We start from the raw sequence: 21362 nt of genomic DNA on the forward strand, positions 1-21362 counted from the left end.
TGACAATGGCTGCGGCGTTTTTTATCGAGCAGGGCCCGCGGCGGCTGGCCAGGAGCCCGCCCGGCACCCCGGCGATGCCGGGGTGCCCCCTTTTGTGGGCGAGCGCGGAGCACTATAAGTGCACAGACCGGCGGTGGCCATCAGGCAGGTCCTAAAGCCCGCCGTGGCCTTACTTTTCCTGGAGCGGCTGTTCCTCGACCGGCTGTTCCTTGCATGCCTTCAACAGTTGCTGTTCCTTGGCCGTGTGGTCGGCTTCCAGGAAGCTCAACACACCGGCGTCGCCCTTGGTATGCCAGCGGTAGCTGTTCTGCTCGTCGTCGGCGACATACAGCGCGCCGGAACCGGAACGGGCGATATGCATCGGAATCAGCTGGCCCTTGTAGTAGAGGGTGGCGAACGAAGCGCCGTTCTCGATATTCAGGTACGCCGCCTGCACCGCGACCCCGCCCTCGCAGCGGTAATTCGCCAGGCTGCTCTGGTACGCCGGCGGTTCCTGCTCGACCGGGGTGGCGGCCGCCTGGGCCAGGAAGGGAGCCAGCAACGCGGCGGTTCCCAGGATGGTTGAAAGCTTCATGCACATCTCCTTGTTCAATGCCCCTCTACGACGAACTCATGCCCCGAAAGTTCAGGCCGGATTGGACAAGGAGCGGACCGGGAGCAGGTCGAGCAAGACCGCCGCGGTTGCGCCTTTCCACCCCGCCCGTGGATGGACCAGTAGCGTTTTAAGAATCCTCTGATCCCGAAGAAAATCCCGCATCACTACTATGCCCAGCCAGGACAGGCGCAGAGGACAACCGCTCGCACTGGCCTATCAACACTCCAAGAAGAAGCGCCTCGATGCCTCTTTCAACGCTGTCGAGAAACGTCATGAACAATTACTTTGCCAAGGGTGCGGCGCTGGGCGGTTTTCTGTCGTTGCTTACCGGGCCATCCCATGCCGGTATCACCCTGGATGGAACCCGCGTGGTATTGGCCGGACCGAAGAAAGAAGCCTCCATTCTGGTACAGAATGACGAATCGGCCTCCTTCATCATCCAGTCCTGGATCGAGCCTTTCAGCGCCAGCACCGAACAAGATATCCCCCTGGCCATCACCCCTCCCCTGAAACGCCTGGACGGCAACGCTCGCCAACGGTTGCGTGTCCTCTATCAAGGAACGGGGCTGGCAGCGGACAGGGAGTCGGTGTTCTGGCTGAGCGTGCAGGAAGTTCCCCAGAAGTCGAAGGACGAGAACGTCCTGCAGATTGCCGTGCGCCAGCGCATCAAGTTGTTTTACCGGCCCGCCAATTTGCCAGGCGACGTTGACCAGGCCCCCTCTAAGTTGCAATGGCGCCTGGCACTCAAGAACGGCAAGCCGACTCTGGAAGTCAGGAATGACTCAGCGTTTCACATCTCTTTTGCCACGGTGAACATCAAGAGCGGTTCGAACACCTATCCGGCGCCCGCAACAATGCTGCTGCCCTATTCGAGCCAATCATTCGCGGTCGAGGGGACTGATTCTCTGGTGCCAAACGGAACCACAAGGATCGAGTTCGAGACCATCAATGACGAAGGCGTGTCCATACAGCACTCAAGCAACCTCTCCAGCTGAGCAGGTTTAAAGATCGGAGTGCTTTGTTTGTCACGTAATCCAATGTCTTGCCATCGGCTGAATATCCCTGCTGAAGCAAATGCTTTGTCAACGATCTCCATTCCAGATCGATCAGAGAGAAACAGGTATGAAGAGCACAACAAGAAAAATGCCCCGCACTATATTCCTCGCTCCCCAACTTTCTGCGATAGGACTTATAGCCCTCACCCTGTCACCGTCCGCCAGGGCCCTGGATGCATTCGGGCAACAGTTGTCGATCCCGAAGAGCACGGCCAGTGGAACCATATTGGCTCGACAATACTTCACCCCCTCGCAGATATGCGGTCAGTTGAAGTGCACAGCTAAAAGCCTTTCCGCCTTCCCAAATGGAGGCGCATATACCTCAACCTCGCCAGTCATCACCACGAATGTCTCGGGCATATCGAGCCGTTTTTTAATCAATGGCAGAGCCTACGGAACTGAAACGTTCTCGATCGAGTTCAGCCAGCCAATCGAATTACAGTTGATTGGCGATGGTCGACCCAATCTAGGTGGCTCCCTCGCGGGCGTCCACCAATTCCCGTATTACTACTCTCTCTCAACGGCAGAAGGTTATATCCCGCGGTTCTACCTGATGGGCACCATCACTCCGATCGACGGCACCTGCTCGGTGCCGAGCCAGACGGTGAAACTACCCAAGACCGTAATGAACCTCATGGACCGCGTCGGCTCGACAGCCGGTACCCAGAACTTCCAGATCAGGATCAACGACTGTCCCAAGGGTTATAACCGGATTGGCTATACCCTCGATCCGGTTGGCGGCGTGATCGCGAACTCGCCTGGGGTGCTGCCGCTTGCCAGCGGTTCGACCGCGAGCGGCGTGAAAATCCGCGTCGAAAACACCCAGGGCGCTCCGGCGTCCCTCGGTACCTCGATAACGGTCGACGGATACAGTAAGACGGCAGGGGGTTCGTTTGTCATTCCGATGCAAGCGTCCTACATCAGAACCGACACGGTCGCCAAACCGGGAACGGTAAACGGTGCGATGACCGTGTATCTGGATTACCGATGACATCTAGCGCCTGACCTGCGGTGGAGGGTCGACCTGGACCCCGGGGCCATACCTTCGATCCGGCCATCCACTGCCCCTCCTCGGCACAGGCCGCCAGACTCCGCTAAAGCGTCTCAACACCGTCGCAGATTGCGACATCCACCCTCTGTCTGCTTCCTTCTCCTGCCAGCGCCCGCCCCCGGAACAGGGGCGCCGCAGCCTTCCCCGGCAGGCTGGCACACGCCTTGCGAAAGCCCTCGCCTCACGCCCAACAAGAGGTTCCGCCATGGCTATTGCAACCCTGCTTCCCGCCACCATCGCGTTCATCCGGCGCGCGCCGCGCATGCTGATCGGCGCCGACTGGGTCGAGGCCGCCGACGGCCAGACCATGCCCCTGCACAACCCGGCCACGGGCGAGCAGCTGTGCGTGGTGCCGCGCGCCACGGTGGAGGATGTCGATCGCGCGGTACTCGCCGCGCGCCAGGCCTTCGACGATTCGCCCTGGAGCCGCACCCGCCCGCGGGAACGGCAGAATCTGCTGTGGAAGCTCGCCGAGCTGATGCAACGCGACGCCGAACTGCTGGCGCAACTGGAGTGCCTGAACAACGGCAAGAGCGCGGCGGTGGCCCAGGCCATGGACGTGCAACTGGCCATCGACTTTTTGCGCTACATGGCCGGCTGGGCGACCAAGATCGAAGGCAGCAGCCCCGAGGTGTCGCTGCCGCTGATGCCCGATGCGCAGTTTCACAGTTTCATCCGCCGCGAAGCCGTGGGCGTGGTCGGGGCCATCGTCGCCTGGAATTTCCCGCTGCTGCTGGCCTGCTGGAAACTCGGCCCGGCCCTGGCCACCGGCTGCACGGTGGTGCTCAAGCCGGCCGACGAAACCCCGCTGACCGCGCTCAAGCTCGCCGAGCTGGTGCAGGAAGCCGGCTACCCCGCCGGCGTGTTCAACGTGGTCACCGGCACCGGGATCACCGCCGGCAGCGCCCTGACCCGCAACCCGCGGGTGGACAAGCTGACCTTCACCGGCTCCACCGCGGTGGGCAAGGAGATCGGCAAGGTCGCCATGGACGCCATGACCCGGGTCACCCTGGAGCTGGGCGGCAAGTCGCCGACCATCGTCCTCGCCGATGCCGACCTGGACAGCGCCGCGGCCGGGGCCGCCAGCGCGATCTTCTTCAACCAGGGCCAGGTGTGCTGCGCCGGCTCGCGGCTGTATGTGCAGCGCAAGCACTTCGACAAAGTGGTGGCCGACATCGCCGGCATCGCCAATGCGATGAAGCTCGGCAGCGGCCTGGACGCCAGCGTCGACATGGGCCCGCTGATATCCGCGCGCCAGCAGGAGCGGGTCTGGCGCTACATCGAGACGGGCCGCGAGAGCGGCGCCACCATTGCCTGTGGTGGCGAGCAGTTCGGCCCCGGCTACTTCGTCCAGCCGACAGTGATAGTCGATGTCGACCAGCGCCACCCGCTGGTGCAGGAAGAAATCTTCGGCCCGGTGCTGGTGGCGATACCGTTCGACGACGAAGCCGATGCCCTGCGCATGGCCAACGACAGCCCCTACGGCCTTGGCGCGAGCCTGTGGTCCAACGACCTGGCCGCGGTGCACCGGATGATCCCGCGGATCAGGTCCGGATCGGTCTGGGTCAATTGCCACAGCGCCCTCGACCCGGCGCTGCCCTTCGGTGGCTACAAGATGTCCGGCGTGGGCCGGGAGATGGGCCATGCGGCGATCGAGCATTACACCGAGTTGAAGTCGGTGTTGATCAAGCTGTAGCGCCTGTCGGGCTGCCGCCATCGCGGGCAAGCCTCGCTCCTACGGGGGTTGCCCATGGCCCGCGATAATCACCCGGGTTTGCGCGTTACCTGTAGGAGCGAGGCTTGCCCGCGATCAATCGCCCAGGCGACACCTATCCTCACGGCCGATACCCCTGCCCCAGCAACCACCCACGCACCGCCCTGTCCTGCTCTTCGCTCAAGCCGGCCAGGGCCTCGCCGGGCGCTTGCCGCTGCAATCGGCGCAACAACGGCGCCAACTCGACGCCCTGCACGTGCCAGACGCCCAGCGGCTGGTCCGGGGCGATCACCACCTCGGCTTCGTCCACCAGGCCATCGCGCAATACCGGGGCCCGTTCGATGCGCAACGCAGCAAAATCCGCCGCGCGGTGCGCCGGCTGGAGGTCCGGCCATTGCCGGCGGGCCTGCCAGAAAGGCTGCTCGGGCCAGCGCTGCTCGTCGCCGTAGAAATCCCGGCCGATGCGGGCAAAACGCAGAAACAGCTGCTCGACCCGCTGACCATGGAAACGCTGCGCCAGGGCCGCGCGCTCGGGGCGCTGCAACAGGGTGTTGATCACCGCGGGGGCCTGCAGCGCCGAGGACAGCGACTGGAAAATACCGTTGCCGGACAACGGGTCCACCGCCATCGCCGCATCGCCCACGCGAATCCAGTTGGCGCCGCACACCTGCGGGCAGAGGATCGCCGTGCTGCTGCGCGCATGCAGTTGCAGGTCCGCCTCGGCCGCGCCGCCAAAGAACGCGCGCGCCGGCGCCGAACCCAGGCGCCGCTGGCGGCAGTAGTCGAGCAACTGCGCCTTGCCCGGCAGCCCGGCGCTGGCCACATCCACGGTCAGTTGCCAGTAGCACTGGCCGTCGGCCTGGCGCGCCATCCAGGCCCAGCCGTCTTCCAGGCTGTGCACGGCGCTGGCGGCGCTGCCCGGCGAGCCCTGCCAGCGGTTGAGCAGGCTGAGGGTTTCCGGCCCGCGCCGGCCTTTGCGCAAGCTTTTACCCAGCTCCTTGCTCAGGGCCGGTGCCTGCCGTCCCCGCGCCTCCACCAGGAAATCCGCGAAATGCTCGCCCTGGCCTTCGATGCACACCCGATGCCCGGCCGCCGTCGACTGCACGTCCAGTACCCGGCCTTCGACCAGCTCGACACCCGCCGTGCGCAAGGCTTCGCGCAGGCCGCGATCGAAACGCGGGCGATCCAGCAGGTACTCGACGTTCTGCGCATGCTGCTCGCCATTCCATGCCACCTCGCGCCGGCACGCCTGCAAGGCGCTGTCCAGCGCCTGCCCCAGGCCGGCGCCACGCAACGCCTCGAGCACGCGCAGCGACACCCCTTCCAGCGCCGCAAAGCGCCGCCACTGGCTGACCAGCGCCACCGGGTAACCCAGGCGCCGCAAGCCCAGGGCCACCGCGGCGCCGGCCGGCCCGGCGCCGAGCACCAGCAGCGGCCTCATGGCCAGCCGCGCCGTTCGGGGCCGTGGTAGCGGGCGTGGGTCCGCAGCCACTGGAGCACCTGCGGGTTGTCGGCGTCGCGGTGCTCGCCCAGGTAACCGGCGATATGCCCGCTCAACGCCGCGCAGCCCAGGCTGGCCCCGGACTGGCCGGGATGGCTGCCCTGCACGCAGGCGGCGAAGTCGGCCTGCTGGCTGTCGAGCCACGACCACTCCCCGGGGGTGCAGCGGGCATCGCCGGTCACCCGCAGCACGCCGGGATAACGGGCCGGGTACACCGCGGCGCCCTGGGCCGGGGTCGACGCGCACAGCATCACGCCTTGCGCCAGCGCCGCGGCGCAGGCTTCGCGCAACAGGCTGCGGTCCTGGCGCAGGCCCAGGCTGAGGTTGACCAGGCGCACGCCCCGGGCCACCAGCCAGTCCAGGGCGCTGGCGATCTGCAGGGCGCTGGTCACCCCGCGCTGGTCGAACACCTGGGCGACGCAGAACCGCGCCCGGGGTGCCCGCTCGGCGATCGCGTCGAGGATCGCGCTGCCGTGGCCGAGCGGATCGTCCTGTACCTCGCCTGCGCCGACACCGTCCTCCACCAGATAGAAACGCCGTCCGGCCACCACCCGGGCGCGTTGCGCGGCCGAATGCCCGCTGTCGACCACGCCGACCAGCAATTCGGGCGTCATGCCGCCACCTGCGCGGGGCGCAATACGCCGTCCACCAGTTCGAAACGCAGGTCGGCGTCGGCCAGGGTCGAAGGCCGGTGGCTGATCAGGATCCGCGTGCGCCCGGCGAACAGCCGGTCGATGGCCTCGATCACCTCGCGCTCGGTGCTTTCGTCCACCGCCGAGGTGGCTTCGTCCAGCACCAGGATCAAGGGGTCCTGGAGCAACGCGCGGGCAATCGCGATCCGCTGTTTCTGCCCGCCGGACAGCTGCTGGCCACGCTCGCCCAGCGGGCTGTCCAGGCCCTCGGGCAACGACTCGATGAGGCTCTGCAGTTGCGCCAGCCGCGCCACCTCGGCCACCGCCGCGCGCGGTGCGTCGGGCACGCTGTAGGCCAGGTTGTCGGCCAGGCTGCCACGAAACAGCACGATGTCCTGGCTGACCACGGCGATGCGCCGGCGCAGCTCGCACAGGTCGAGCCGGCGCAGGTCGACACCGTCCAGCAGCACCTGCCCGGACTGCGGGTCGTGATGGCGTTGCAGCAGGTCGATCAGGGTCGACTTGCCGACCCCGGAGCCGCCGCTCAGGGCCACCTTCAGCCCGTAGGGAATCCGCGCCTCGATGCCGCTCAGGGTGCTGGGCCGCCCGGGGTGGCTGAAGTGCACGTCATGGAAATGCAGCTCGCCGCCCCCGGGCATCGGCGCAGGTTCCTGCGGCGTGGTCACGCCCGGTGCTTCGCCGCGCAGCTCCATCACCCGGCCCAGGCTGACGCTCATGCGCTGGACCGCCACATACAGCCCCAGCAGGCTCTGCACCGGCCCGACGGCCATGCCCAGGTAGGTGGAAAAGGCGATCAGCGCGCCCAGTTGCCAGGTGCCCTGCACCACCCAATAGCCGCCGATCAGGAAGGCACAGGCCCGCGACAGCGAGGTCAGGGTGCCGGGCACCGCCTGGGTGAAGAACTCGCTGACCTGCAAGCGCAGCAACTGGCTCAGGTAGCCCTGGCCCAGCAACTCCAGGCGCCGCGCCTCGCGCTGTTGCTGGCCGGCGCTCTGGATGAACTTCATCACCGGCAGGGTCTCGACCATGAACGACGACAGGTCCGCCGAGCGCTCGCGCAACTGCCGCACCTCGCGCTCGACCTTGCGCCGCATCCAGCGCAGCCAGAGCAGGTCCAGGGGAATCAGCAGCAGCGCCAGCAACGACAGTTGCCAGGACAGAGTCACCAGCATCGCCAGCGCCACCATCAGGCCGATCACGCTGGACACCGCGGAGAACAGCGAATCCACGGCAAAGCGCTGGATCTCCGCCACATCACCGTCGAGCCGCGAGATCAGGTCGCCGATCCGCCGCTGCCCGTAGAAGCCCGGCGACAGGCGCTGCAAATGCCGGTACAGGTCGTCGCGCAGGGCAAACAGGATGCGCCCCGACAAGCGCGTGTGCAGGTAGCGGTTGACGCCCGACAGCGCCGTGCCCAGCAGCCCGGCGAGGATCATCAGCCCGGCGATCCACGCCAGCATCGGGAAATCCCGCGCCAGCAGGCCGTCGTCGATCAGCAGCTTGGTCAGCCAGGGTTGCACCAGCACCAGCAACGAGGCGCAGACCGACAGCCCCAGCAACCCGGCGATGGCCAGGCGCTGCGGGCGGACAAAGCCATACAGCCAGCGCAGGGCCGCCTGCAGCGCCGCGGGGTCGGGGCTGTCCACCAGCCGGCTGAGCAGGCGCGCCATCAGTCGCGCAACTGCTTGAGCTTGCGGTACAGGGTCGCGCGGCTGATGCCCAGGGCCTCGGCCGCGGCGGACACATTGCCGCGATGATCGTCCAGCGCCTGGCGGATCAGTTCCAGCTGATGTTCGCGGATGCTGCCGGTGGCGGGCCGGGCGTCGGTATTGAGATCGTCGAGCAGGCTGTCGGGCAGGTGCTCCAGGCCCAGCACCCGATCGCCCTCTTCGCGCATCGCCAGGGCCGTGCGCAGGACCATCTCCAGCTGGCGGATATTGCCCGGCCAGTGGTAGCCGGCCAGCAGCTGGCGCAGGTTCGCCGCCAGGGCCATTCCGGGACTGCCGAGCTTGGCCAGCAGGACCTCCAGCAGCGCGTCGAAATCCTCGCGCTCGCGCAGCGCCGGGAGCATCACGCTGATGCCGTTGACCCGGTAGAACAGGTCTTCGCGAAACTGCTTGTCGGCCACCTGCTGCTTGAGATCGCGATGGGTGGCGCAGATCAGCGCCACGTCGATCTCCTGTTCCTCGCCGGCCCCCAGCGGCGCCACCTTGCGGTCCTGCAACACGCGCAGCAGACGCGCCTGCAGGGCCAGCGGCATGTCGCCGATTTCATCGAGAAACAGCGTGCCGCCATGGGCCTGCTGCAAGCGACCGACCATCCCGCCCCGGCGCGAACCGGTGAAGGCGCCCTCGCGATAGCCGAACAGCTCGGACTCGATCAGGCCTTCGGGGATCGCCGCGCAGTTCACCGCGACAAAGGGTTTGTCGGCGCGGGCCCCGGCCAGGTGCAGGGCGCGGGCCACCACTTCCTTGCCGGTGCCGGTTTCCCCCAGCAGCAACACCGGCAAGGCGTTGGCCAGGCCCTGCCGGGCCATGCGCAGGGCGCGGGCATAACGCGGGTTGCTGCCGGCCAGCGCATCGAGCGGGGGTTGCGCGGAAGGCTTCTTGGCTGGGCTTTTCGGCGTGCCGGCGACATTGATCGAGCGTTGCGGCGCGCGCAGGGTCTTGTAGAAGAACTCGCCCTTGGCGGTCTGCAGGCTGCCGACGCCGCCCTGCTGCAAGCGCGTCAGCAGTTGCAGGCCGTCGACCCCGAGAAACTCTTCGCAGCGCCGGCCGACCAGGGTCGCGCGCGGGGCGTCGAGCAACTGGCAGGCCTGGCTGCTGACCGCCAGGATCTGCCCACCCAGGCTCAGGGCCAGCAAGCCTTGCCAGGGCGACTCCAGGTACTGCCGGCGGCTGTGGAACGCCAGGACGATCTGCTCGGGGTAGGAGGCATTGAACACCCGGCTCTCGATCTGGCTGACCGCCATGGCCAGCAGCGCCGAGCTGTCCTGGAAGCGCCCCAGCGGCCCTTCGCGGGTCAGGTCGAGCACGCCGAGGATTTCGCCCTGGGGGCAATGGATAGGCACCGAGGTGCAGGAAAAATGGCTCAGGCGATCCAGGTAATGTTCGCCGCAGTCGATCAGGGTGGTGCGCGCTTCCACCAGCGCGGTGCCCAGGGCATTGGTGCCACGGGCGGCTTCGCTCCAGCAGGCGCCGAGGGTGATGTCGCGCACGCCGCTGCCCTGGAGGCGGTCGGCCCGGCCGCCGATCGACAGGATGGTCGCCTCGGCATTGGCCAGGATGATCAGGCCGTCCTGGCCCTGGCGCTCGGCCAGGTAGTCGACGGCCGGCAGCGCCGCGTCGAGCAGCAGGCGGTTGTTCGCCAGCAGCACCTCGAGGCTGGTGCCGGATTCCAGGCCCAGCTCCGGCTGGCCATCGACGTGCACGCCATGGCCGAGGCTGCGCCGCCATGAGGCATCGATTTCCGCACGCAACACTCCATTGGGGACGGCGCCTTCCAGATGGAGTCTTTCCCGGGCCAGTCGAGCTTCGCCGGTTATTGTTTTTATGAGAGTCATCAAGCGCTCCGATTCGGTCCGCCCGCAGCCTCCCCGGTCCATTCCCTTGGATTGCCAGGAGCACGCAAGCCAAGGCCAATGTCTACACCCGGAGCAGAGGGCAGTAAAGGGAAGTTTGGCCCGTGGCCGGCCCTGTCTCTGACACGCAAGCAAAACCTGCGCCACGGGAAAAACCGCGCCGGAGCATCTTGACGTTAACGTAAAGCAAATGGCAAGTGCCGTATGGCACCCTCAACCCCAACCTCAACCCCAACCTGTAGGAGCGGAGCTCCTCTAGGCCAGCAGCGGAGCTCCTCTAGCGGCAGCGGAGCTTGCCCGCGATAGCAATCGTATGGACAAAGCTGCCCTAACCACCCCGCGCCCGAGAAAGCCCGCGCAGCCACGGCAACACTTGCAGCGCCCGACGGGGCGACGGCGGATCGATGATCGCCATCAGGTTTTTCAGCAGCTCTCCCTCCGGCGGCCCCGCCAGGCTGACCTGCAAGGACTGCGGCAACATCAGCCACTGCGTCTGTGGGCGGTCGTAGACCAGCGCATGACGAATCGTCGGGTTGCCGCGGCAGAACCCATCGAGGTCGATATCCAGGGCATCGACCAGGGCGTCGCTGACGATCAGCAGGTCGAACGGCTGGCCGGCGAACTGCGTCAAGGCTTCGAGTTCATCGAACGATTGCACCGGGGCGATGCGGAAGTAGCCCAGGTGGTTGAGCGTCCTTTCGATTCTCAGGCGCTGGAAGTGCTGGGGGGCGGCAATCAATATCCGCAAGGTCTTGTTGATCATCGTGGAAACCGTCGTTGGAAAATGCAGTTGATCCCTATGAAAAATCAGCTGAGGCGCGAAAGCTTAGCGAGCCGGTCAATACCGGTATGTAGGACTTTTCCTAAGCCCTGGGGGGAATGTGGCGAGTTGGTATCAATGGTCGGAAACCCCGGCCTTCAGGCGCAAACCGGCTGTTTACCGAGCCAGTGCAGCAGTTGCCCGCCGCTCATGGGCCGGGCGCACAGATACCCCTGCCCCGTGGCGCAGTCCAGGCGCAGCAGATGCTGACGCTGCTCCTGGGTCTCGATGCCCTCGACCACCACCGACATTCCCAGGGCCTTGCCCAAGGCCAGGGTGCTGCTGATCGCCACTTGGCAACGCGGCTCGTGCCCGAGCCCGCGCACGAACTCGGCATCCAGCTTGATCTCGGTAAAGGGCAGCGCGCACAGCCGCTGCAATGAAGAAAAGCCGGCGCCAAAATCGTCGATCGCCAGGCCACAGCCCATCATGCGCAAGCGCACCAGGTTCTTGATGCTGGTTTGCGGGGCCTGCAACAGCCCGCTTTCGGTCAGCTCGAAGGTCAGGCTTGCGCCCGATACGCCGTACCGCGCCAGCAATGCCCTGATTCGAGGCGCCAGGGCATCGTCGACCAGTTGGGCCGCCTGCAGGTTGAAAGCCATGTTCAGGGCATGGCCGTGCCGCCGCATCTGGCAGTGCAATTCCAGGGCTAGTTCCATCTGTCCGAACAGCAGCGCATCCATCAGCTTGCAACGCTCCAGCAGCGGCATGAAGGCTGGCGGCGGCAGCACGCCCCTGGAAGGGTGCGCCCAGCGGGCCAGGACTTCCACGCCGCGCACCTGCCCCGTGCGCAAGTCGAACTTGGGCTGGTAATACGGCTGCAACTGGCCGGCCTGCAGGGCGTGCCGGATCTCATCCTCCCGCGCGACTTCCAGGGCCGGTCGTGGAACAGGCCCGGTAGCAGGCGCAGGCACGGGCTTTTTTAGCAGGCTGCGCAACGCCTCCAGGCACAGGGGTTTACCCAGATCGCCCAAGAACTCCAGGCCCAGCAGGGAAACGATCTGCCGCACCGAGCGGCGCAAATCCCCGGAGAGTTCGCTGCACAGGATCACCGAGCCGACCTGGCGGGACGCGCCGACGGCCTGGAGAAACTCCAGCCCGTCCACGCCGTCCATGCGCAGGTCGCACAGGACGATATCCACCGGCCCCGCTTCGCGCAGCAATGCCAGGGCCTCTGCCCCGTCGGCGGCCTCGAACACCTCGCGGCAGCCCAGCTGTCGCAGCATGCGCACCGCCAGGGCACGTTGAAAGGAATGGTCCTCGAGGACCAGGACACGCAAGGGAAGTCTGGGCATGGAACGACGCTCTCGATGGGAGTGGGTCTATGACCGGGGGCGCGCCCTTCCCGCACCCGGCGGGAAGCTCGCGACCATCGCTATTGGTAGTTGATGGTGAACACCGCCGAGGCATTCGCCGGCCCCGCCGTGACACTGCCCGCGGTCTGGATGTAGCGGGCCTTGAGCGGAATGCTGTAGCTGGCGCCCTCCGTGGCCCGCGGGGTGATACCGCTGGGCCGCAGGGTGGCCAGGGGCAATGCCCCGCCATGGCTGTCGGCCACCTGCAGGCCGATACCGCTGGCCGCCACTGCACCGCCTGGGGCGCTCGGATCGAGGCTCAGGATGCCCTGGCCGGGGTTGATCGCGGTGCGCACCGGGTCCAGGCGCAGACGCAAGAGGTTGTTGGTACGCGAGTCGAGGTTATTGCTGGTGCCATCGCTCAACCAGCGCGGGCCGGTACCGGAATAGATGCCGTGAAACGCCGGGCAGTTGTTCAGCGCAATGGAGAAATCCTTCCAGGGCGTGGCGCTGTTGCCCCCGGAAAACTCGCTCAACTGATGCGTGCCCATGGGCACCGTCACATCCGGGGTGCTGCAGGTACGGGACACAATATTGATGCTGCCGGTCAGGCTGACGCGTTGCACTTCAAGGGTGTTGGAGGTGACCCAGCTCTGCGCCATGGTCGGCAACAGCACACCGCGAATGGTGCCTGGAGAAACCTCGCCGATCTTGATCAAGGAAATATCGAACGCCATGGCCCTTTCCACACCAGTCCAATTGCAACTGGCGGTTCCACCGCCACAGTTGCCGTATGGCCGAGAGGAAGGCATCGCGGTATTAGCATTCCAGACAGCAACCCCGATCCCTGGCACGTTCGTCTGATAGACCTGTCCTCCATAGGGTGAACCCGACCAGGAGGATAAAGGCATGGGCGTGACCGGCAGCGTACGAACCCGCTCGATCTCGTAAATACCCCGATCACAGTTGATAGCGGTAGTACCAGGCACTTGAAAAGTCTGCCGATACACCTCCGTCCCCAGCGGCACATCCCGGCCCACGGTGATATTGCCCCCCAGCAGCGGCATCGAGCCAAAGAACGGCGCCCCCTCATAAAATCGACAATCGGCCATCGCCAATCCCGCCAGCGACGACAAGCCCAGTACAGCCATACTCAACTTCAACACTCGCATCATGTTCATCACTTGTTCTCCTGGGCGTTGTTCACAGAAGCAACGCGATTGTCTGGTTGGGCCGGCGAACACACGGCATCCACCTGGCGCAGTTGCTGGCCGCCGCTCTTGCCCGGCGGCAAGGGCAGCGAGCATTGCTGGCCGGCCTGGCTGCCCCAGCTGATCAGCAGCCGGCGGGCGTTGTCCTTGACCCGCGCGTACAGCTGGCCGCCCTGCCCGACCACGCCCACCGAGACGCCGCGGTCGTCGGTCACGCTGGCGCCGAACGGCAGCGCGCCGCCATCGGCCAGGGTCACGTTGAGCAGCAGTGCCTGACCGTTGCTGGTGCCGTACTGGAGGGCCACCACGGCGCCGGCGCGCGGGGCGATCTGCTGGCTGGTTTCGGTCAGCTCGACGTCCAGCGAGATGCCCTGCGGGTCGATGGCCACTTCGTTCAGTTCATAAGGGCGCAGGTAAGGCACCACGGCGTTGCCGCGGCCATCGAGCGCCAGGCCCGGGTAGCCGACCACCTTGGCCCCGGCCGCGCCCGGCGCGCTGACCACGGCCATGGTTTCGCCGCGATACGGGGTGAAGGTCACACCGGCCGGATGCGCGACCACCGTGCCGCTGGTGTTCAGCGACAGGCTGTCGTAGCCCTCGCCGCGGCTCAGGGTGCCGCCGAGCATGGCCTTGGAGCCGATGTACTGGCCGTTCAGCGAGGTGCTGTTGGTGCGGGTCGCGCCGTCATGGCCGGCGGTCACGCCGTAGCTGTAGCGACGGTCTTCGCCGGCGGTGCCGCTGAGGGTCGCCTGCTGGCTGAAGTCGCCCGTGGCATCGCGCATCACCCGCGCCGACAGTTGCGGCCGGTTGGCCGACGAGCCGAACTCCAGCGGCATGCTGAGGGTGAACAGCAGGTTGTTCTGCATATCGCCCAGGCCGGCACGGCTGCGGTTGGCGCTGACACCCAGGCTGACCTGGTTGACCTGTTTGTTGTAGCTGAGCTGGTACTGCACATCGCGGCCCGGCAAGTTCCAGTAGTTCTGGGTAAAACCGCTGAACGCCACTTGCCCCCAGTCGCCGAGGCTCTGGTTGGCGGTCAGCGAGACGCGGCTGCGTGGGCGGCCGAACCGGCTGGTGTCCAGGGCGTTGCGCTCGGCATCGAGCAGTTGCACGGCGTTGTTGAAATCCAGGTAGCCCTCGGTGGAAAAGCGCGTGGCGGCCACGGCGAAGTTGCTGCCGGTGCTGAGGATGTTCTTGCTGTAGCTCAGGCGCAGGCTCTGGCCCTGGACGGTGCCGCTGGTCAGGTTGGTCTGCGCCTGGGTGATGTCCGCCGCCATGGCGCCAATCGGCGTGCTGAACGCCAGGCCGCCGAGCAGCGCCAGGTAGTCGTCGCTGGCCTGGGTGCCACCAAACCCGGTGAAGGTGTTGTTCAAGCCGCGCTGATAAGTGCCTTGCAGCACCTTGGCCTGGCGCTCGATGTAGTTGTTGCGGGTTTCGCCCGCGGTGACGCTGAAGCGCGACGTGCCCGGGCGCAGCAATTGCGCGGTGGAGGCAAAGGGCACGATGAAGCTCTGCTCGCTGCCGTCGGCTTCGTAGACGGTAACCTCCAGGTCGCCGCCATAGCCGGTGGAATACAGGTCGTCGATGACGAACGCGCCTGGGGCCACGGTGGTCTCGTACAGCAGGTTGCCGGCCTGGCGCACGGCTACCCGCGCACTGGTGCGGGCGATGCCGCGGATCACCGGCGCATAACCGCGCTGCGACTCGGGCAGCATGCGGTCGTCGGTGCCCAACTGCAGGCCGCGATAAGCGATGGTGTCGAAGATCTCGCCGCTGGTGTTGGCTTCGCCCAGGGTCAGCTGGCTCTTGAGCGACGTGATATCGCGCTGGGCGTAGGTGTTCAGCACCTGGTAATCCTGGCCGGTCTCTTTCTGCCAGCTCAGCGAGCCGTCATGGCGCAGGCGCCAGTCGCCGAGGTTCAGGCCGGCATTCAGGCCCAGGTAGGCCGAATCGTAATTACCCGTGTCGGTACGGTTGTGGTTGGCGTTGAGGTTGTAGCTCAGGGTGCCGGCGGTCACGCCGCGGTCCCACAGTTCGGGGCTGACGTAGCCGCGCGCATCGCGGCGCAGGGCAATCTGCGGAATGCTCACGTCCAACTGCTGGCTGGAGGGCGAGAAGCTCGCGCCGGCGCCTTCGATCAACGATGCCAGCTCCAGGCAGGGCGCGCCGCTTTCGACGCGCATCAGGGTTTCGGCCGAGAGGCGGCGCAGGTCGACCCCGATCAATTCCAGCAGGCCACGGTTGAAGCAGACCGTCGGGTTGCTGCCATCCGCCTCGGCATCGATGCGGATGTCCTGGCGGCTGACCAGGCGACCGTTGACCGCCACGTCCGCGCGGTATTCGCCGGGCAGCACCGGGTTGCCTTTCTGGTAGGCGCTCAGGTCGAGGCTCTGCGAATCCTGGGGCAGGAAGATTTCATTGAACTGCACGTCTTCGGCCTGCGCCCCCTGCGCCACACACAGTCCCAGCACCACCGCGATGGCCCGGGGCAGCAACGCGGCCAGCGGATTCAAGGCAAAGCGAGGCTGTGCCCGCAGGTAAGCCCCGGGGCTGGGAAGAGTCTTCATAGGTACCTCGAACGCGGGAATGTGAAGCCAGGGTCAGGGCTTGAGGGCTTGCTTGCTCGGCACCAGGGCGCCGTAGTCATTGATGGCGTTGAATTCGACCTGGGCGCCCGCACCGGGCAATGCCTTGAGGGTCGGCAAGGGGAACTGCCGGGTCTGGCCTGGGCCGATCATGCCGTCTTCGCTGGGATAGCGCTGGGTGCCGGCGACCAGTGCCAATTCCACCTGGGACACGTGGAAAGCCGTGGGGTTATAGGCCTGCAGGGCATAACCCTGGCCCTGCCGGGTCAGCGACCATTGCAGTTGCTCGATGGCCTCGGCCGGTTTGCCGGGCAGGCTGTCGGGGCGGTAGAAGATCTTGATGCGCGAACGAAAGGCCATCTGCAGCACGTTCAGGTCCACCGGGCCTTCGGCCTTGGGCGGGATCTCCAGCACGTTGAGCCAGAACACCGACTCCTTGTTGGCCGGCAAGGCACTGCCGGTGAACATCAGGCGCAGGCTCTGGCCCTTGCCCGGGTCGATGCGCGACACCGGCGGCGACAGCACGAACGGCGCCTTCGAGCTGGTGGGGCTGGACTCCACGTCGCCACTGTCGACCCAGGACTGGATCAGCGCGGGACGGATGCCGTTGTTGTTCAGCTTGACGGTGATTTCCTTCTGGCTCGCCGGGTAGATCAAGCGCGTGCCGGTGATCACCACACCCGCCACGGCCTGGGAGCAGACCAGGGTGGCCAGCAGGGCCAGGGCGGCGCGACGCAGGATTTTCTTGTCTCCAGACATGGTGCACCTCATCGGTGGGGCCGATGCGCATCCGGGCGGGCGCGCATCGGCGAACGGGGCTTACTGGTAGTCGATCGAGTAGGTCACGGAGCTGACCACGGTGCCTGGGTTGGTTGCACCGCTGGCGACGTACTGAATCGCGTACGGCATGTTGGCGGCGCCGCTGGCATCCAGGGTGTTACGCGTGGTGCGGGTACGCTGGTTGGTGTTGCCCGCCTGGATCGCCGAACCGTTGGCGGCGTCGACCAGTTGCAGTTGCACGTTAGTGGCGGTGCCGGTCATGTTGCGCAGGTTGCCGCTGACCGGATCCACCGACGCACCGGACTCGAAGAAGGCCGCAGTAGTGGTGGCGGCGCCCACGCAGCTGCTCAGTTGAATGTTGAAGCCGGTGCGGCCGGCTACCTGCCCGGCAGCGGTCAGCAGGCTGGTGGAAACGGTCGGCAGGGTCACGGTCGCCGCGGCCGGGGTCACCACGCCGTCGACCGCGATGGTGCAGGTCTGGTTGACCAGCTCACCGTTGAAATTGATGGTGCCGTCGGCGGCATTGGCGAATGGCGCGGCGGAGGCAGCAACCAGTGCGGCGAGGACAAGGGCTTGGCGATTCATGGCATAACTCCAAAAAAATAGATTTTGAAACCTGTCGCGAAAGCCTGGAGGGTTGCCGGACGCGGGATGCGTCCTGTGGGAACAAACCACCTGCCCTACTGCGACGGGTTCATGATCGCCAGTTCTTTCAAACCGTAGAGCAGGGTGATTCCCAGGGATTTGTAGGAAATTTCTTAGGGAATGACTGAGGGCGTTTCGGGGGGAATGGCCAGCCGCTGCCCACCGGCCCGGCAGGGCGAGCGCGGTGGCAAGTAGAGGGAGGGATAGGCTGGGCCCAGGCGCCCGAGACCTCAGGCGCCGTGCATCTCCAGGGTCGCGGCCAGCCGCTCCATGGCCTGGTGCAGGGCATCGACCGACTGCGTCAGGCGGGCGCCGCCGTCCAGTTCGTGGCACGCGCGCTCCAGCTGTTCGCAACAGGCGACCAGCGCCTGCGCCTTGACGATCCGCGCCCCGCCCTTCACCCGGTGCGCCAGGTCCGCCAGGCCCGGCAAGTCATTCTTGCTGAACAGTTCGAGCAGGCGCGCCAGGTCCTGCTCATTGCTGCTGGCGAGGTCGCCGAGCAGGCCCCTGATCGACTCCCGATCGCCGCCGGTCAACTGCTCCAGGCTGCTCAGATCGAGGCTGTCCACCGCCACCGTCACTTCGTCGCCGAATGACGGCTCCGCACCCGGCGCGACCTCGGCCAGCCGCGCGCCCAGGTCCTTGAGGCTGATGGGTTTGAACAGGCAGTCGTCCATTCCCGCCTCCAGGCAGCGCGCTTTCTCCTCCGGCTGGGCATTGGCGGTGAAACCGAGGATCAGGCACGGCGCGAGGCCCTGGCTGGCCTCTTCCTCGCGGATCGCCTTGCTCAGCGCATAGCCGTTCATCACCGGCATGTTGCAGTCGGTGATCAGCACATCGAAGTGCTGATTGCGCCACGCCCGCAGGCCATGGGCGCCATCCTCGGCGTCGCTGACCCGGTGCCCCAGGTAGCTCAGTTGCTGGGACAGCAGCAGGCGGTTGGCCGGGTAGTCGTCGACCACCAGGATGTCGAGGACCTGCGTCGGCGCAACCCGCTCCACCGCCGGTGCCTCGACTTCGGGCAAGGGCTCCAGCGTGGGGAAATCGAGCAGCACCTCGACCCGGGTGCCCTCGCCCAGGACGCTGCCGAGGGTCAGTTGGCCGCCCATCATTTCGCACAGGGTACGGCTGATCACCAGGCCCAGGCCCGAGCCGCCACGGCCCAGCTGCTGGCTGTTGGCGGCCTGGGCGAAGGGGCTGAACAGGCGCTTCTGGTCCTCGGGCGAAATGCCGCTGCCGGTGTCCTCGATCAACAGGCGGATGGCCAGCCGTTCCTCGTCGGCGGCGGACGCCACCTGCACGCTCAGGCGCACCTCGCCTTCGCGGGTGAACTTGATGGCATTGCTCAGCAGGTTCGAAACGATCTGCTTGAAGCGCAACGGGTCGATCAGCACATCGCGGTTGCTCTTGAAATCGAGGTCGAGGATCAGTTGCAGGCGCTTCTGGCGCGCCAGCCCTTCGAAGATCCGCGCCACCGAATCCACCAGGACCCGCAGATTGGCCCGTTGCGGCGACAGCGACAGGCGCCCGGACTCGATCCGCGCGATGTCGAGGATGTCGCCGATCAGTTCCAGCAGCCCCAGGGCCGCTCCGGAGGCGACCTCGATGGAGAAGCGGTCCATGACCCCCTGGTCGGCCTTTTTCATCGCCAGTTCGAGCATGCCGATCACCGCGTTCATCGGCGTGCGGATCTCGTGGCTCATGGTGGCCAGGAAGGTGGTCTTGGCCCGGTTGGCGTCGTCGGCGTCGTCCTTGGCCTCGCGCAACTGTTCCAGCAGGTGCTGGCGCTCGCTGACATCGATCCAGCCGGAAATCAGCCCCGCTACTTCGCCGTCGCTGCCGCGGTACGGCAGCATCCAGTGGTAAATGGTCAGCACCCGGCCCTGGGACAGGGTCAGGGCGCGGTCCTGGATGCGCGACTTGCCATCGTTCATGACGGCCAGGTAATCGTCGTGATAAGCCTGGGCCTCGACTTTCTGGGTGCTCAATACACCCTCGATAATGGTCTTGCCGATCACTGCCTCACGGGCGACGCCAAACACTTCGAGGTAGGCCGAATTGCACGCCATCAGGCGCCCTTGCCGATCGCGGACATAGATCGGATGCGGGGTGCCGTCGATCAGCACGCGCATGAACTCTATCTGGTCGCCCAGGGCCCGCTCGGCCTGCTCGCGCTTGCGGACCAAGCCACGCAGGTAGCTGATCCAGCCCACGGCGAGCAACAGCAGGAACGCGGCCACGACAAATCCCTGGATGATCGCCGGACGATAGCGCTGCCAGTAGCTGTCGTTGATCACCACCTCGCTGCGCCAGCGGTTGGTCAGCGCATCCATTTCATCGGGCGTGATGCTCAACAATGCCTTGTCGAGGATCGAGTACAGCTCCAGTGCGCCGCGATCGGTGGCGAAGGCCACCCGGGCTGGCAAGCTGCCGACCGTGCTGGTCACCCGCAAGCGTTCCCGGTACTGCCGGGAGATGATGTAGCGGGCGCTGATCAGTGAATTGACCGCGCCGTCCACCGCGCCACTGGCCACCAGGGCCATGGCTTCGGCGGCGTTTTCCACCGCCACCAGCTCGATCCGCGGAAAGTGGTCGATGATGAATTCACGCTGCACATTGCCGCGGATCAGCGCCAGTTTTTTCCCCGCCATCTCGTCCAGGGTGTTCGGCATGCCCGCGCCGACCCGGGTCACCAGGACAAATGGCGTGCTCAGGTAAGGCGGGGTGAAACGCAGCTCGTTCTCGCGCTCGTAGCTGGCGGTGAAAGCGGCCAGCAGGTCGGCCTTGCCGCTCTTGACCAGGCCAGTCAGGTCATGCACCGACTCCCCGCGCACCACGTCGAACTTCAGGCCGGTACGCAGGCTGATCTTGTTCAGCACATCGGCGCTGATGCCGCGAAACTCGCCCTGGGCATCGATGAACGACAGCGGCAGGTAGTTCTCGTTGATCGCCACTTTCAGCCGCGGGTGTTGCTCCAGCCAGCGCTGTTCCTTGTCGCTGAAATGCAGGCGCGACTGCCCGGCAATGCTCGCCCCGCCGGCGCTCCAGCGGCGCTGGATAGTCATCTGCTCGCTGACCGGAATCGCCGCCAGTGCGGCGTTGACGATATTCAGCAGACGCGTGTTGCCCCGGGCCGCGGCAAAGGCGAAAGAGTTCACCTCCAGGCGCGCGAAGTCGGTCAGTTGCACATTGTTCAGGTAGTTACGGTTGATCAGGTAATTGGCACTGATCGAGTCGCCCAGGTAGACGTCGGCCTGGCCGAAGGCAACCGCGCCGATGGCGCTCAGGGCCGAGGGATAGAGTTGCAGTCGGGCGTCGGGATAGAGCTTCTTGACCGCTTCGGCCGGCAGGTAGTGATACAGCATCGCCACCTGCTTGCCTGCCAGGTCGGCGGGCAGGCCCTGGCTATCGTTGCTGCGGGTGACCAGGGTCGGCTGGTCCTCGGCATAGGGCCGGGACATCAGCAGTTGCGGGTCGGCGGCCTCGAAGCCGTTGGCGGTGGCGAGCAGATCGACCTCGCCGTTCTTCAGCGCCTGGATCACCGCATCCCGGGAGGGGTAGCGGCGCACCTGCACGTTGACGTGCAACAGGCTGGCGAGCAGCGCCGCGTAATCGGCCGACAAGCCTTCGAAGGCACGCCCGTTGCCCGTCATGTCGAAGGGTGCGTAGTCGGGCTCCGAAGCGCCCAGCAGCAAGCTGCCCTTGTGCCGCAGCCAGCTCCAGTCGGCTTCGTCGAGCGCCACCTGATAATCCGCGACGCTGGAGCGTCCGAGCACGCTCAGCGTCTCGACCCTGGCCCCGACCTCGGCCACGGCGACCGGCGCCGTACCCAGCAGGGCCAACAGAAACAGCACAGCGAGGCGGGTTCGCAAATGAT

The 21362-nt window shown here is 66.0% G+C and carries 15 protein-coding genes; 3 read left to right on the forward strand and 12 right to left on the reverse strand.

From position 1 onward, the window contains the following. Nucleotides 1–169: 169 nt before the first annotated feature. On the reverse strand, nt 170–574 hold the full coding sequence (locus tag TO66_RS21660) for an MliC family protein (RefSeq protein ID WP_044464190.1): 405 nt from the start codon (nt 572–574) through the stop codon (nt 170–172). Nucleotides 575–867: 293 nt separating this feature from the next. Between TO66_RS21660 and TO66_RS21665 the strand changes: the two genes are divergently transcribed. From TO66_RS21665 to TO66_RS21675, 3 genes are all read left to right on the forward strand, one after another. Then, nucleotides 868–1590, forward strand: coding sequence for a molecular chaperone (locus TO66_RS21665; RefSeq protein WP_044466123.1), 723 nt, complete (start codon nt 868–870; stop codon nt 1588–1590). Between the two features lie 127 nt (nt 1591–1717). Then, entirely contained in the window at nt 1718–2641 is a 924-nt protein-coding gene (locus TO66_RS21670; protein ID WP_044464191.1) for a fimbrial protein, read from the forward strand. A gap of 265 nt (nt 2642–2906) precedes the next feature. Next, a complete protein-coding gene (locus TO66_RS21675; RefSeq protein WP_044464192.1) occupies nt 2907–4397 on the forward strand; it encodes an aldehyde dehydrogenase in 1491 nt (496 codons plus the stop codon). 139 nt (nt 4398–4536) lie between these two features. Here TO66_RS21675 and TO66_RS21680 read toward each other — a convergent pair whose 3' ends face one another. From TO66_RS21680 to TO66_RS21730, 11 genes are all read right to left on the reverse strand, one after another. Then, on the reverse strand, nt 4537–5856 hold the full coding sequence (locus TO66_RS21680) for an NAD(P)/FAD-dependent oxidoreductase (RefSeq protein ID WP_044464193.1): 1320 nt from the start codon (nt 5854–5856) through the stop codon (nt 4537–4539). After that, nucleotides 5853–6530 carry a S8/S53 family peptidase gene (locus TO66_RS21685; protein WP_044464194.1) on the reverse strand — a complete coding sequence of 226 codons (678 nt, stop codon included), beginning with the start codon at nt 6528–6530 and terminating at the stop codon, nt 5853–5855. The genes TO66_RS21680 and TO66_RS21685 overlap by 4 nt, the downstream gene beginning before the upstream one ends. Beyond that, nucleotides 6527–8239 (reverse strand): ABC transporter ATP-binding protein, encoded by a 1713-nt coding sequence (locus TO66_RS21690; RefSeq protein ID WP_044464195.1) that lies wholly within the window; start codon nt 8237–8239, stop codon nt 6527–6529. The genes TO66_RS21685 and TO66_RS21690 overlap by 4 nt, the downstream gene beginning before the upstream one ends. After that, nucleotides 8239–10131, reverse strand: a complete 1893-nt coding sequence (locus TO66_RS21695; RefSeq protein ID WP_044464196.1) for a sigma-54-dependent Fis family transcriptional regulator — start codon at nt 10129–10131, stop codon at nt 8239–8241. The genes TO66_RS21690 and TO66_RS21695 overlap by 1 nt, the downstream gene beginning before the upstream one ends. 346 nt (nt 10132–10477) lie before the next feature. Next, nucleotides 10478–10912: a hypothetical protein gene (locus TO66_RS21700; RefSeq protein WP_044464197.1), complete on the reverse strand. Its 435-nt coding sequence runs from the start codon at nt 10910–10912 to the stop codon at nt 10478–10480. A 155-nt stretch (nt 10913–11067) separates the two neighbouring features. Continuing rightward, complete coding sequence (locus TO66_RS21705; RefSeq protein WP_044464198.1) at nt 11068–12264, reverse strand: EAL domain-containing protein; 1197 nt, start codon at nt 12262–12264, stop codon at nt 11068–11070. A gap of 80 nt (nt 12265–12344) precedes the next feature. Beyond that, nucleotides 12345–13001, reverse strand: coding sequence for a fimbrial protein (locus TO66_RS33705; RefSeq protein ID WP_052506151.1), 657 nt, complete (start codon nt 12999–13001; stop codon nt 12345–12347). Between the two features lie 443 nt (nt 13002–13444). Then, a complete protein-coding gene (locus tag TO66_RS21715; RefSeq protein WP_082061133.1) occupies nt 13445–16042 on the reverse strand; it encodes a fimbria/pilus outer membrane usher protein in 2598 nt (865 codons plus the stop codon). A 33-nt stretch (nt 16043–16075) separates the two neighbouring features. Then, entirely contained in the window at nt 16076–16819 is a 744-nt protein-coding gene (locus TO66_RS21720) for a molecular chaperone (RefSeq protein ID WP_156162101.1), read from the reverse strand. 60 nt (nt 16820–16879) lie between these two features. Next, entirely contained in the window at nt 16880–17425 is a 546-nt protein-coding gene (locus tag TO66_RS21725) for a fimbrial protein (protein ID WP_044464200.1), read from the reverse strand. Nucleotides 17426–17715: 290 nt separating this feature from the next. Then, nucleotides 17716–21357, reverse strand: coding sequence for a transporter substrate-binding domain-containing protein (locus tag TO66_RS21730; RefSeq protein ID WP_256241032.1), 3642 nt, complete (start codon nt 21355–21357; stop codon nt 17716–17718). Nucleotides 21358–21362 lie beyond the last annotated feature (5 nt).

The organism is Pseudomonas sp. MRSN 12121 (assembly GCF_000931465.1).
In the GTDB taxonomy this organism is placed as follows: Bacteria; Pseudomonadota; Gammaproteobacteria; order Pseudomonadales; family Pseudomonadaceae; genus Aquipseudomonas.